The sequence below is a fragment of the Streptomyces goshikiensis genome (assembly GCF_014650555.1).
Classification (GTDB): Bacteria; Actinomycetota; Actinomycetes; order Streptomycetales; family Streptomycetaceae; genus Streptomyces; species Streptomyces goshikiensis.
Genome location: NZ_BMVE01000011.1, coordinates 1 through 11776, shown reverse-complemented (window position 1 = coordinate 11776; position 11776 = coordinate 1). Strand labels below are relative to the sequence as shown.

The 11776-nt window shown below is 73.3% G+C and carries 14 protein-coding genes; 7 read left to right on the top strand and 7 right to left on the bottom strand.

The window, feature by feature from the left end; all coding sequences use genetic code 11:
• The first annotated feature begins 98 nt into the window (after window positions 1–98).
• Both IE248_RS26670 and IE248_RS26665 read left to right on the top strand, forming a co-directional pair.
• The gene (locus IE248_RS26670) at window positions 99–893 is read left to right on the top strand and encodes a bestrophin-like domain (RefSeq protein WP_073799550.1); all 795 of its coding nucleotides are present in this window, start codon (window positions 99–101) and stop codon (window positions 891–893) included.
• Between the two features lie 78 nt (window positions 894–971).
• Complete coding sequence (locus tag IE248_RS26665) at window positions 972–1307, top strand: hypothetical protein (RefSeq protein ID WP_008740696.1); 336 nt, start codon at window positions 972–974, stop codon at window positions 1305–1307.
• On the opposite strand, the gene IE248_RS26660 is transcribed toward IE248_RS26665, so the two are convergent.
• Window positions 1304–1546: a DUF397 domain-containing protein gene (locus IE248_RS26660; RefSeq protein WP_190031958.1), complete on the bottom strand. Its 243-nt coding sequence runs from the start codon at window positions 1544–1546 to the stop codon at window positions 1304–1306. The two genes, IE248_RS26665 and IE248_RS26660, sit on opposite strands and share 4 nt — an antisense overlap.
• Window positions 1543–2373: a helix-turn-helix domain-containing protein gene (locus IE248_RS26655; RefSeq protein WP_190031957.1), complete on the bottom strand. Its 831-nt coding sequence runs from the start codon at window positions 2371–2373 to the stop codon at window positions 1543–1545. The genes IE248_RS26660 and IE248_RS26655 overlap by 4 nt, the downstream gene beginning before the upstream one ends.
• 132 nt (window positions 2374–2505) lie before the next feature.
• Here IE248_RS26655 and IE248_RS26650 point away from each other — a divergent pair, with 132 nt between their 5' ends.
• Entirely contained in the window at window positions 2506–2931 is a 426-nt protein-coding gene (locus IE248_RS26650) for an ATP-binding protein (protein WP_073799548.1), read from the top strand.
• A 15-nt stretch (window positions 2932–2946) separates the two neighbouring features.
• Here IE248_RS26650 and IE248_RS26645 read toward each other — a convergent pair whose 3' ends face one another.
• Window positions 2947–3408, bottom strand: coding sequence for a hypothetical protein (locus IE248_RS26645; protein ID WP_229895552.1), 462 nt, complete (start codon window positions 3406–3408; stop codon window positions 2947–2949).
• A gap of 69 nt (window positions 3409–3477) precedes the next feature.
• A complete protein-coding gene (locus IE248_RS26640; protein ID WP_008740691.1) occupies window positions 3478–4338 on the bottom strand; it encodes a TIGR03619 family F420-dependent LLM class oxidoreductase in 861 nt (286 codons plus the stop codon).
• Window positions 4339–4424: 86 nt separating this feature from the next.
• Between IE248_RS26640 and IE248_RS26635 the strand changes: the two genes are divergently transcribed.
• Window positions 4425–5162, top strand: coding sequence for a hotdog fold domain-containing protein (locus IE248_RS26635; RefSeq protein ID WP_037792447.1), 738 nt, complete (start codon window positions 4425–4427; stop codon window positions 5160–5162).
• 26 nt (window positions 5163–5188) lie between these two features.
• On the opposite strand, the gene IE248_RS26630 is transcribed toward IE248_RS26635, so the two are convergent.
• Complete coding sequence (locus IE248_RS26630; RefSeq protein WP_100582912.1) at window positions 5189–6292, bottom strand: ADP-ribosylglycohydrolase family protein; 1104 nt, start codon at window positions 6290–6292, stop codon at window positions 5189–5191.
• A 139-nt stretch (window positions 6293–6431) separates the two neighbouring features.
• Here IE248_RS26630 and IE248_RS26625 point away from each other — a divergent pair, with 139 nt between their 5' ends.
• From IE248_RS26625 to IE248_RS26620, 3 genes are read left to right on the top strand one after another with little or no spacing between them, the layout of a single operon-like run.
• The gene (locus IE248_RS26625; protein ID WP_190031956.1) at window positions 6432–6824 is read left to right on the top strand and encodes a hypothetical protein; all 393 of its coding nucleotides are present in this window, start codon (window positions 6432–6434) and stop codon (window positions 6822–6824) included.
• A 5-nt stretch (window positions 6825–6829) separates the two neighbouring features.
• A complete protein-coding gene (locus IE248_RS38275; RefSeq protein WP_268254106.1) occupies window positions 6830–6952 on the top strand; it encodes a hypothetical protein in 123 nt (40 codons plus the stop codon).
• A gap of 30 nt (window positions 6953–6982) precedes the next feature.
• The gene (locus IE248_RS26620; protein WP_190031955.1) at window positions 6983–8050 is read left to right on the top strand and encodes a tyrosine-protein phosphatase; all 1068 of its coding nucleotides are present in this window, start codon (window positions 6983–6985) and stop codon (window positions 8048–8050) included.
• Window positions 8051–8107: 57 nt separating this feature from the next.
• Here IE248_RS26620 and IE248_RS26615 read toward each other — a convergent pair whose 3' ends face one another.
• Both IE248_RS26615 and IE248_RS26610 read right to left on the bottom strand, forming a co-directional pair.
• On the bottom strand, window positions 8108–10684 hold the full coding sequence (locus tag IE248_RS26615) for a bifunctional FO biosynthesis protein CofGH (RefSeq protein ID WP_073799543.1): 2577 nt from the start codon (window positions 10682–10684) through the stop codon (window positions 8108–8110).
• A gap of 40 nt (window positions 10685–10724) precedes the next feature.
• Window positions 10725–11513: an SDR family oxidoreductase gene (locus IE248_RS26610; RefSeq protein WP_100582916.1), complete on the bottom strand. Its 789-nt coding sequence runs from the start codon at window positions 11511–11513 to the stop codon at window positions 10725–10727.
• Window positions 11514–11776: the final 263 nt, after the last annotated feature.

The following is an 11776-nucleotide window of genomic DNA, read 5'->3' as shown; positions in this document are numbered from 1 at the left end:
CGTTGCACCACTCCCGCCCGCGCCGTGCGCAACGACGCGTCGCGTCACGCACGATCGACCGGGCGGGCCCTCCGGCCACGGAGATCGTTGAACAGCGCATGACCCTCTGGCTGCTCAACCACCTCAGCACCTTCACGCTCGGCCTCGTCCTCGTCGGCGGCTTCGTCGCCCTCGCCGTCCTCGGCAGCCTCGCCGCCCGCCGCCGCTTCCCGCACCTCGCGGGCGGCGAGCACAACGAGATGGTCGGCGTCGCCCTCGGCATGTTCGGCGCGATCTACGGCATCATCCTCGCGTTCGTCGTCGTCACCCTGTGGACGCAGCTGGAGAACACCCAGACCGTCGTGGCCACCGAGGCCACCGACCTGGCCCTCGTCGTGCGCAGCTCCGAGGCGTTCCCGCCCGCCGACCGCGCCCGCGTCGAAAGGGCCGTCGGGGACTACGCCCACGCCGTCGTCGAGGTCCAGTGGCCGCTGATGCGCCAGGGCGAGCCGAGCTACGAGGCGACCGCCCGGCAGACGCACGCCATGTACACCGCCCTCCAGGCGTACGAACCCGTCGGCGCGCGCAGCGAGACCTTCTACCAGGAGGCCGCCACGCACCTCAACGACGTCGCCGCGCAGCGCCGGGCCCGCATCACGATGGCCGAAACGTCCCTGCCCGTGCTGTTGCAGGTGCTGGTGTACGGGGGCGCGCTGGTGATCCTGCCGCTGACGTTCCTGTTCGGGCTGCGGAGCCTGCGGATGCAGCTGCTGTTCGTGTCGGCGGTGGCCGGGCTGATCGGCTTCAGCCTGCTGCTGGTGATGGTGCTGGACCGCCCCTTCGCGGGCGAACTGAGCGTCACCCCGGCCCCGTACAAGGAGGCGGCGCTGGCCCAGTTCTGGCCGGCGTCGTAGCCGGATTCCGTGAACCGCCCGGAACCGCTGATCGAAAAGCAGGTGCGGGTGCGGGCGGACGCGGCCTAGCTTGAGGCCGTGAGCAGCGACTATCCATTCGCCGACGGGTACAACCTCGTCTGGGACCTGACCGGCTTCGGCGCGGACGAGGAGATAGCGCAGTCCCTCTCGTTGGACCGGGACCAGTTCCTGGAGATCCGGCACCTGTTCGTGCTGGGCGACGATCCCTGGATGGTGGCCGGCGAGTACCACGTGGGGCCGAGCATCTGGCCCCACCTGTGCCGGGCCGTCCCGGGTCTCGTGTTCCAGCGCGATGTGGACTACTTCCTCGGCGCCCGTCAGGCTCTGCCCGACGGGCGCTTTTGGCGTCCGGCGCCCGGTGCGACCTCCCCGGGGCCGGTTCCGCCGCCCTAGCGGGTGACGCCGCCCAGGAACGCGGTCCAGGAGCCGGGCCGGACGGCCAGCTCGGGGCTCGCGGTGAGCTTGGAGTCACGGACGTGGACGGTGTCGGCGCAGGAGGCGACCTCGACGCAGTCGTCGCCATCGCCACTGCTGTACGTCGACTTGTGCCAGGAGAGGGCCACCTCGACGCAGTTGTCGCCCTCGCTGCTGCTGTAACTGCTCTTGAACCACCGGAGCCGGGAGTCGTTCACAGTCTTCCTCGCATTCGCATCAACAGGCCCACGCTGTCCGCAGGATTGAGGGCCTGGATGCGAAGTTTGGCATACCGCTGGTCGAGGATGCTGATGTCCCGCACGTCGGTGATCACCTTGCCGGACTGCTGCCCCTCGCTGTAGGCGACCCATTCGTGTTCCTCGGTGACGAGGAGGCGAAAGGGGCCGCCGAGACCCGCATGCTGGGGGCTGGCCGTCGGCATGATCTGAATGTCGACGTTGGGTAACCGGGAGCATTCCAACAGGTGGTCGATCAGCTCAAGAGTCACCTCGCGGCCGCCGGTCTGCCGCTCGATCACGGACTGTTCGATGATGAAGCTGAAGACCGTGTACGGAGTACGAGTCAGCAGTCGCTGCCGACCCAGGCGGGCGACGATCCGGGCTTCCGCTTCCTCTGGCGTGGGCGGCGGCAGAACGCTCTCGATCAAGGCTCGCGCATACGCCTCCGTCTGTAACAACCCGGGGACCGAGCGGGACTCGTACGTGTTGAGCGTGACGGCACCCTCCTCCAGCTCCGCCCATCTCTGGAACCACGAAGCCAAGCCACGCCGTCGGTTCAAGTGTCGCGCCGCGATCCGGATCACGCTGAACGAGTCCAGGTGTTCTTCGGCCCGGTCGACAAACCTCTTGGACGGATGGCGGCGGCCCTGCTCAACAGAACCCACGTACTGCACCGAGTACCCGACCAGGGGCGCGAGTTGCTCCTGTGTGAACCCTGCCCGTTTACGGAACGCCTTGACGGTCTCCCCGAAATTCCGGAGATTCTCGTCGGGCCTGACCTCGCCGTCGCCGCTGTCGTCGCTCATTATGGCGGTCACCTCCCCGGCGGAAATTCTCACTGACAGTGACTCCGCCTGTCCAGGGAGTGAACTCGTACAGTTGGAAAGTAGTAGTTGGGGTGCTGGCAACTCGACAGGTCAGGCGGGACGTTGGGCGCCATGACCGCACCCGCCGGCCCCTCCCGGCCCCTCGTACGCGTGTTCACTCAGCGTTTCAGCGCCACCCGTCGGGGTGCCCGGCTCGCCCGGCAGCTGGTGCTCGTCGAGCTGCACGACTGGGGGATCCCGGAGCGGACCCGGGTCTGCGACGACGCCGGGCTGATCGTCGCCGAGCTCGCCGCCAACGCCGTCGTCCACGGCTGGGTTCCCGGGCGGGACTTCGAGCTGCGGATGACGCTCCTGGAGGGGACGCTGCGCATCGAGGTCTCCGACGCCTGCCAGGAGCGGCGCCCGGAGGTCGCGCCGCGCGCGTACCAGGCGGAGTCGGGGTACGGGCTGCGGCTCGTCGACGCGGTCGCCGCCTGCTGGGGCGTCCGCGACCGCGTCGTCGGCAAGACGGTGTGGGCGGAGCTCACCCTCGGGTGAACTCCGGCCCCCCGGTCAGGAACTCGGCAGCGCCGTCGGCAGCTTGCCCGCGTCGCTCTTCTGGAAGGTGTCGGTGCCGGCGCCCTCCCAGGTGATCTTCAGGCTGGTGGCGTCGACGGAGTCCACGGTGCCCTTGGTGCGCTTGCCGCCGGACGGGCAGACCAGGGTCAGGTCCTTCCCGCTGACGGCGCCCTTGCAGGTCTTGCCGCCGTCGATGACGATCGCCACCGGGCTCTTGACCGTGAGGATGACGATCTCCCCCGGGTTGGCCGCCGAAACCCAGGCGCCGTCCAGGCTGCCGGCCTTCGCCGCGCCGCCCGCGCCGGAGGCGCTCGGCGTGCCGGCCGCCGGGGTCGCGGCGGGCTTCTTGTCCGGCGCGGCGCCGTCGGAGTCACCGCCGCTGCCGCAGCCCGTCAGGGCGAGGGCGGCCGCCACCCCGGCGGCGGTGACGCAGACGGCACGGATGTTCTTGAGCACGGGAAGTCCCCCTGGTGGAGCGAGTTGATCAGCGGAGCGCAAAGTACCAGGGGGCCGCCGCGCGAGGGGTCAGAGGTACTGCGCGAAGCCGTCCAGCACCGGCAGCAGTTCGTCCTCGGTCGCCGACGGCAGCTGGAGGACGACCTCCTCGATGCCGAGCTCCGCGTAGTGCGCCAGCTTGCCCGGGCTCGGCTGGACGGCGTACGGGACCACCTGGAGGGACTTGGGGTCGCGGCCCGCCGTCTCCCAGACCTGCCGCAGCGCCGGCAGGGACTCGCTCAGGCCGCCCCCGCCGATCGGGAGCCAGCCGTCGCCGTGGTCGGCGATCGCGGCGAACAGCTTCGGGCCGGCCGCGCCGCCGAGCAGCGTGCGCGGGCCGTGCAGGGCGAGCCCGCCGCCGAGGTCGCGCGGGGCCTGCACCGGCTTGGGGTACGCCGAGCTCGCCTGGACGGAGGAGAACTGGCCCACGTACGCGGTGGGTTCCGGAGCCCACAGCGCCCGCATCAGCGCCATCTTGTCCCGGACCAGTTCGCGGCGGGTGCGCCACTCGACGCCGTGGTCGGCGGCCTCCTCGACGTTCCAGCCGTAGCCGATGCCGAGGGTGAGGCGGCCGCCGGAGAGGTGGTCCAGCGTGGCGGCCTGCTTCGCGAGGCCGATCGGGTCGTGCTGCGCGACCAGCGTGATGCCGGTGCCCAGCCCCAGCCGCTCGGTCACGGCGGCGGCCTGCCCGAGGGCGACGAAGGGGTCGAGGGTGCGCCCGTACATCTGCGGCAGCTCGCCGCCCATGGGGGCGGGCGTCTCGCGGGAGACGGGGATGTGCGTGTGCTCGGGCAGGTAGAGGCCGCAGAAGCCGCGCTCTTCGAGCGTCCGGGCGAGGCCGATGGGGGAGATGGTGCGGTCGGTGAGGAAGATGGTCGCGGCGATCCGCATGGGCGATGGCACCTCCGATACGTGGAGCGGCCAACGTACGGCGTTCCGCCTACGGGTGACAGGGGGCGAGCGAGGGAGTGGCGGGCATGGGTGACAGGACGGACGCGAAGACCATCACGGTGCCGGAGCGGCTGCACGGCTATCCGGGCGTGGCGTTCGGCGGGTACGTGGCCGGGGTCCTGGCGGCCCGGGTGGACGCGGCGGCGGTACGGGTGGACTTCCGCCGGCCGGTGCCGACCGGGACGGCGGTGTCGTTCGCCGACGCCCCGGACGGCGGCAGCGCGCTGATGGACGGGGAGCTGCTGCTGGCCGCCGCCGCCCCGGCGCCGTGGGAGGCCGGGGAACTGCCCGGGATGCCGTCCTGGGAGGAGGCGTCGGCGGCGGCCGAGGCGTACCGGGCGGCGCCGCCCGAGGGGCAGGTCGACTGCTTCGGGTGCGGGCTGGACCGGACCCCGGGGACGGGGCTGCGGCTGCACTGCGGACAGGTGGCCGGGCGGGACCTGGTCGCCACGGCGTGGACGCCGGGCGCGGAACTCGCCACGGCCGAGGGCGTGCTGCCGGACGAGCTGGTGTGGGGGGCGCTGGACTGCCCGGGGAACGCGGCCGGCCGGCTGCTCGACGGACGGCCCGCCGGGGCGGTGACGGCGGCGCTGACCGCGCGGCTGCTGCGGCCGGTGCCGGTCCTCGCGGGGGCGGGGCTGGTCTCGTACTCCTGGATGCGGGAGAGCGGCGGCCGCAAGTACGGCGTGGGGACGGCGCTGGCCACCGCGGCGGGGGAACTCTGCGCTGTGGGCGAGGCGCTGTGGGTGGTGCCGCGCGGGTAGCGCCCCGTACGGCGGGCGCGCGGCGGTCAGCCGCGGGGGTAGCGGGCGAGCCAGGCCGGGGTGACGAGGGCCGGGCCGTGGAGGGCGGGGCCCTGGGTCATCTCCAGGGCGAGGTCGTCGGCCAGTTCCAGGACGGCGGCGCGGCCTTCGAGCGCGGTGAGCCAGGCGGGCGGCAGGGCGGTCTCGCCGTGCAGCGCGCCGAGCAGGGCCCCGCAGAGCGCGCCGGTGGCGGTGGAGTCGCCGCCCTGGTTCACGGCGAGGCGCAGGCCGTGCGGGACGTCCTCGGCGACGAGGGCGCAGTAGACGGCGACGGCGAGGGCGTCCTCGGCGCCCCGGCCGTCGCCCGAGGTGAGGGAGGCGACGGTCTCGGGCCCGGGGGCGGCGCCGGTGACGGCGGAGGCCGCGCGAAGGAGGGCGTCCGTGACGGGCTGGTGCCCCGGGCGGGCGCCGAGCAGGCCGAGGGCGCGCCGGACGGCGGCGTCGAGGGACTCGCCCCGGGTCAGGCCGTGCACGATCACGGCGAAGGCCCCGGCGGAGAGGTACGCGGTGGGGTGGCCGTGGCTCTGGACGGCGCACTCCACGGCGAGCTGGAGCACCAGGGCGGGCTCCCAGCCCACCAGCAGCCCGAACGGCGCCGAGCGGGCGGCGGCGGCCGCGTCGCGGGCGGTGGGGTTCTTCGGCTGGTCCAGGGTGGCGAGGGTGTCGTCGGCGAAGCCGGTCAGGCAGGGCCGGCCGGGGCCGCGGCGGGCGTAGAGCCACTCCTCGCGGGCCAGCCAGCCGTTGTCCGCGCGCCGCTCGTCGGGGCCCCAGTCGCGCTGGGTCGCGGCCCAGCGGAGGTAGGCGCGGTGGACGTCGGTGGGCGGGTGCCAGGTGCCGGTGTCGCGGCGTACGTGGGCGCGGATGAGGCCGTCGACGGTGAAGAGGGTGAGCTGGGTGGCGGCGGTGACGGCGCCGAGGCGGCCGTAGGCGGGGGCGAGTTCGGTCAGGCCCCGAGGACCGTGGGTCTCGCGGATGCCGTTCAGGGAGAGGCCGGCGACGGGCGCGCCGAGGGCGTCGCCGATGGCGGAGCCGAGGAGGGCGCCGCGGACACGGCTACGGAAGTCCTGCTGCTCGGCCCGCCCCCAGAGCACAAGCGCGGAACCCCCCGCGGCGCCCGCCGTACGCCCCGCCGCCGGTGCGCTCGCCGCGCCTGTCGCCGGTGCGCCCGCTGTACCTGCCGCCGGTGCGCTCGCCGCGCCCGCCGCCGGTGCCCCCGCCGCGCCTGCCGCGGTGCTCGCCGGGCCCGCCGTCGTCGCCGGGCCCGCCGAGCCTGCCGCCGGTACGCCCGCCGCCGTGCTTGCCGTCGCGCCCGTCGCCGGTGCGCCTGCCGCGCTCGCCGTCGTCGCCACGCCCGCCGGTACGCCTGCCGCGCCAGCGGCCTGTGCTCCCGCCACGTTCGCCGTCGTCGCCGGTGCGCCTGCCGCGCTCGCCGTCGTCGCCACGCCCGCCGGTACGCCTGTCGCGCCAGCGGCCTGTGTTCCCGCCACGTTCGCCGCCGCCGCCGGTGCGCCCGCCGCGCCCGCCGCGCCTGCCGCGCCCGCCGCGCTCGCCGCGCCTACCGCGCTGGCCGTCGCCGTCGTGTCCATGCCGATCCTCCCCCGCTGGCTCTGGCGCGCACTGTAGTGGACATGCCTGATCAGATCCGGAAGGAGAACGACACGCCGACCAATTCTCGTCACGTAATGATCAAGTGGCACGTTTTGCCACTGTCCGTCGATCCGGTTGTTTTCGGCCACGCCTCGTTCACGTGAGGTTTCCCCCGGGGGCCCAGCCTCATCGGCATGAAGAAGGCACTCCTCGCCGCGACCGCCGTCGCCTCCGCGCTCACCGCATCCCTGGTCGCGGCCCCCGCCGCCACGGCCGCCACCGCCTCCGGCCGGGACGGCCGGCCCGCCATCCCGTTCACGGAGGCCACCGTCACCGCCGGATCCGACGGCTCCTACACGCTGACCTGGAAGGCCAAGGGCACCGCGCGCGTCGCGATCAAGGCGAACGGCAAGGTCGTCGCCAAGGGCGGAGCCCAGGGCCGGGCCGTGGTCAAGGGGCTGCCCGCCGCCGACCGCCAGTGGTTCGACTTCACACCCGAGCGCGGCCAGCGCCTGCGCCTCGCCGACCGGCTCATCACGCTGGAGGGCACCGCCAACTTCCGTGACGCGGGCGGCTACCGCACCACCGACGGCCAGTGGGTCAAGATGGGCCGGATCTACCGCTCGGACGCCCTGAACAAGCTCACCGCGAACGACCTCGCCAAGCTCCGGCGGCTGCGCGTCAAGACCGTCTTCGACCTGCGCATGCAGGACGAGCGGACCAAGGACGCCGACAAGGTCCCGGCCGGCGCGCGGTACGTCGTCGCCGACGTCTTCGCGGGCTCCCCGTCCTTCCAGACCCTGCCGAAGTCCCCGGACGAGGCCGTCAAGAGCATGATCGACGCCGAGAAGACCATGGTCAGCGGCGACGGCGGCAAGAAGGCGTACACGCGGGTCTTCGAGGGCGTCCAGAGCGACCGCGGCCGCGCCGCCCTCTTCCACTGCACCGCCGGCAAGGACCGCACGGGCTGGGCGAACGCCACCCTGCTGACCGCCCTCGGCGTCCCGCAGGAGACCGTCATGGCCGACTACCTGGCCAGCAACGACTACCGCAAGGCCGCCAACGAGGCGATCCTCTCGCACCTCCCCGCCGCCCAGGCCGCCGTCTACAAGCCGCTCCTCGACGTCCGCCCCGAGTACCTGAACTCCGGCTACGACGAGGTCAAGGCCACGTACGGCACCTTCGACCGCTACCTGAAGGACGGGCTCGGCATCGACGCCCGCGAGCTGAAGGAGCTGAAGCGGGACCTGCTCGCCGGCTGACGCCGCTCGAAGCGGGCGAGGACCCGGCCGGACACACCCGGCCGGGCCCCCCGCCCGTCAGTCCAGGACGGGCAGCAGCTCCGGCAGGTGCCCGTCCGAGGCCGCGGCCGCCCGCTGCCGCTCCTGCGGCACCTCCCCGTACAGCGTCGTACGGGCCTTCGCGGGCCGCCCGGCCGCCTCGGCGACCGCGATCAGGTCCCGCACCGACTTGTACGAGCCGTAACTCGATCCGGCCATCCGCGAGATGGTCTCCTCCATCAGCGTCCCGCCCAGGTCGTTCGCACCCGACCGCAGCATCTCCGCCGCGCCCTCCGCGCCCAGCTTCACCCAGCTCGTCTGGATGTTGGTGATGTGCGGGTGCAGCAGGATCCGGGCCATCGCCGTCACCGCCCGGTTGTCGCGGACCGTCGGGCCCGGGCGGGCGATGCCCGCGAGGTAGACCGGGGCGTTGGTGTGGATGAACGGGAGCGTCACGAACTCCGTGAACCCGCCCGTCCGCTCCTGGATCCGGGCCAGCGTACGGAAATGGCCGAGCCAGTGCCGGGGCTGGTCCACGTGCCCGTACATCATGGTGGACGAGGAGCGGATGCCCAGCTCGTGCGCCGTGGTGATCACGTCGATCCAGTCCGCCGTGGGCAGCTTGCCCTTGGTCAGCACCCAGCGGACCTCGTCGTCCAGGATCTCCGCCGCCGTCCCCGGGATCGAGTCCAGCCCGGCCTCCTTCGCCGCCGTCAGCCAGTCCCGTACCGACATGCCCGTCCGCGTCGCGCCGTTGACGACCTCCATCGGCGAGAACGCGTGCACGTGCATCCCCGGGACCCGCTCCTTCACCGCCCGCGCGATGTCGAAGTACGCCGTGCCCGGCAGGTCCGGATGGATGCCGCCCTGCATGCAGACCTCGACCGCGCCCACGTCCCACGCCTGGGCCGCGCGGTCCGCGACCTGGTCCAGGGAGAGGGTGTACGCGTCGGCGTCCGTACGGCGCTGCGCGAACGCGCAGAACCGGCAGCCGGTGTAACAGACGTTGGTGAAGTTGATGTTCCGCGTGACGATGTAGGTGACCTCGTCGCCCACCACCGACTTGCGCAGGTCGTCCGCGATCTTGCACAGCGCGTCCAGCGCCGGGCCGTCCGCGTGCAGCAGGGCGAGGGCCTGGTCGTCGCTCAGCTTCGTCGGATCGTCCGCGGCCTGCGCGAGGGCCGCCCGCACGTCGGTGTCGATGCGCTGCGCCACCATGCCGGGGGCCGCCGCCTCGCGCAGCGCCTCCCAGTCGCCGTAGACGTGGTCGAAGTCCTCGCGGCGGTCACCGGTGCGGCCCTCGGTGTCGATGGCGCTGTGCAGGTCGGTGCGCCCGTACGCGGTGAAACCCTCGTCGGGCTCCTGCCACGGACGGCCCTCCACGGCCGCCGACTCGTCCGCCAGAGCGGTTTCCGGGTCGGCCAGCGCGCGTACGTGCGGCAGCAGACGGGGATCCAGCCAGGGCTCACCGCGCTGGAGGAACTCCGGGTAGATGGTGAGCCGCTCGCGCAGCGCGAAGCCCGCGGCGGCGGTGCGCTCCGCCAGCTCCTCGATGTGCGGCCAGGGCCGCTCCGGGTTGACGTGGTCGGGGGTGAGCGGCGAGACCCCGCCCCAGTCGTCGATGCCGGCGCCGATCAGCAGCGCGTACTCGGCGTCGACCAGGTTCGGCGGGGCCTGGATGCGGGCCGACGGGCCGAGGATGTGGCGGGCCACGGCGATGGCGGCGGCCAGCTCCTCCAGCTCGGCGTCCGGCATGCCGCGCATCGCGGTGTCGGGCTTGGCCCGGAAGTTCTGGACGATGACTTCCTGGATGCCGTGGTAGCTGCGCTGGATCCGGCGCAGCTCGAAGAAGGCGTCGGCGCGCTCCTCGTAGGACTCGCCGATGCCGATCAGGACCCCGGTGGTGAACGGCACGTTGGAGCGGCCCGCGTCCTCCAGGACGCGCAGCCGGACGGCCGGGTCCTTGTCGGGCGAGCCGTGGTGGGGGCCGCCGGGCTCGGACCACAGGCGGGTGGCGGTGGTCTCCAGCATCATCCCCATCGAGGGCGCGACGGGCTTGAGGCGCTGGAGCTCGGACCAGGACAGCACCCCGGGGTTGAGGTGGGGGAGCAGCCCCGTCTCCTCCAGGACCCGGATGGCCATGGCCCGTACGTAGGCGAGGGTGTCGTCGTAGCCGTGCGCGTCGAGCCACTCGCGGGCCTCGGGCCAGCGGTCCTCGGGGCGGTCGCCGAGGGTGAACAGGGCCTCCTTGCAGCCCATGGCCGCGCCCTGGCGGGCGATGTCGAGGACCTCGTCCGGGGAGAGGTACATGCCGTGGCCGGCCTTGCGGAGCTTGCCGGGGACGGTGACGAAGGTGCAGTAGTGGCACTTGTCGCGACAGAGGCGGGTGAGCGGGATGAAGACCTTGCGCGAGTACGTGATGACGCCGGGCCGCCCGGCGGCCGCCAGGCCCGCGTCGCGCACCCGGGCGGCCGAGGCGGCGAGGTCGGTGAGGGCCTCGCCGCGCGCCCGCAGGAGCACGGCCGCCTCGGTCGCGTCGAGCGCGACGCCGTCGCGGGCCCGCCGGAGCGCGCGGCGCATCGCGTTGTCGGTCGGAGCGTCACTCGGAGTGGTCATGGGCCGAGCATACGATCCGCTCGTGCGGGGGCGGAGCGGGTCACCGCATCAGCTCACCGGCGTTGACCAGCAGCGACTGGCCGGTTATCGCCCTGGCCCGGTCCGAGGCGAGGAACACGGCGGCGTCGGCGACGTCCCCGTCGGTGGCGAGGTCGGGCAGCGCCATCCGCTCGGTGAGACGGGCGTGCACCTCGGCCTCGGGGACGCCCTCGGTGTGGGCGGTGAAGGTGACGAACGCCTGTACCGGCGGCCCCCACATCCAGCCGGGCAGCACGGTGTTGACCCGGATCCGGTGCGGGCCGAGCTCGCGGGCCATCGAGTACATCGCGGAGGTCAGCGCGCCCTTGGAGGCGGCGTAGGCGGCCTGCCACACCTCGTTGGGGGCGGCCACGGCGGACTGGGTGCCGATGATCACGACGGACCCGCCGCCGGCGTCCTTGAGCGCGGGCAGGCAGGCGCGGGTCATCCTCAGCGTGCCGAGCAGGTTGACGTCGATGATCTGCTGCCAGGTCCCGAAGTCGGCGTCTTCGAGCCCGCCGAAGTACGAGTCCCAGGCCGCGACGTGCACGACGGCGTCGACCCCGCCGAAGCGCTCCCGCGCGAGGGCGACCAGGGCCTCGCACTGCGCCTCGTCGGCGATGTCGGTGGGCAGGTGGGCGGTGTGGGCCCCGTCGGGGTCGATCTCGGTGGCGGACTTCACCAGGTTCGCCTCGGTCCGCGCCCCGAGCACGGCGTTCCCCCCGTCCCGCACGACGGCGGCGGCCACCTGATGCCCGAGCCCGGCCCCGACGCCGGAGACGATGACGGTCTTCCCTCGCAACAACGGCATGACGGTGCCTCCGATGGGCGGAATCAACAGATCTGACGGCGCGTCAGAATATGGCGTCGACGAAAAGGAGGGAAGGGGCGAGCGGCGTGGGGGCGTGCGGGGTCCACGCGGGGCGGGGGTGGGGCGGGGGTGGCGGCGCCCGTCGGGCCGGGGTGCGTGCGGGCCGGTGGCGCCCGTCGGGCGGGGTGGGGGTGTGCGGGGTCCACGCGGGGCGGGGTCGAACCGTGCTGGGGGCTTCCCGCCAGTCTCACTGTCCTTCCGGT

What these genes read in the sequence shown, in the direction of transcription:
- IE248_RS26640 (WP_008740691.1), bottom strand. Translation starts at nt 4,338, where the DNA reads ATGCGGATCGCCGCGACCATCTTCCTCACCGACCGCACCATCTCCCCC.
- IE248_RS26620 (WP_190031955.1), top strand. Translation starts at nt 6,983, where the DNA reads ATGAAGAAGGCACTCCTCGCCGCGACCGCCGTCGCCTCCGCGCTCACC.
- IE248_RS26610 (WP_100582916.1), bottom strand. Translation starts at nt 11,513, where the DNA reads ATGCCGTTGTTGCGAGGGAAGACCGTCATCGTCTCCGGCGTCGGGGCC.
- IE248_RS26615 (WP_073799543.1), bottom strand. Translation starts at nt 10,684, where the DNA reads ATGACCACTCCGAGTGACGCTCCGACCGACAACGCGATGCGCCGCGCG.
- IE248_RS26650 (WP_073799548.1), top strand. Translation starts at nt 2,506, where the DNA reads ATGACCGCACCCGCCGGCCCCTCCCGGCCCCTCGTACGCGTGTTCACT.
- IE248_RS38275 (WP_268254106.1), top strand. Translation starts at nt 6,830, where the DNA reads ATGCCTGATCAGATCCGGAAGGAGAACGACACGCCGACCAATTCTCGT.
- IE248_RS26635 (WP_037792447.1), top strand. Translation starts at nt 4,425, where the DNA reads ATGGGTGACAGGACGGACGCGAAGACCATCACGGTGCCGGAGCGGCTG.
- IE248_RS26655 (WP_190031957.1), bottom strand. Translation starts at nt 2,373, where the DNA reads ATGAGCGACGACAGCGGCGACGGCGAGGTCAGGCCCGACGAGAATCTC.
- IE248_RS26670 (WP_073799550.1), top strand. Translation starts at nt 99, where the DNA reads ATGACCCTCTGGCTGCTCAACCACCTCAGCACCTTCACGCTCGGCCTC.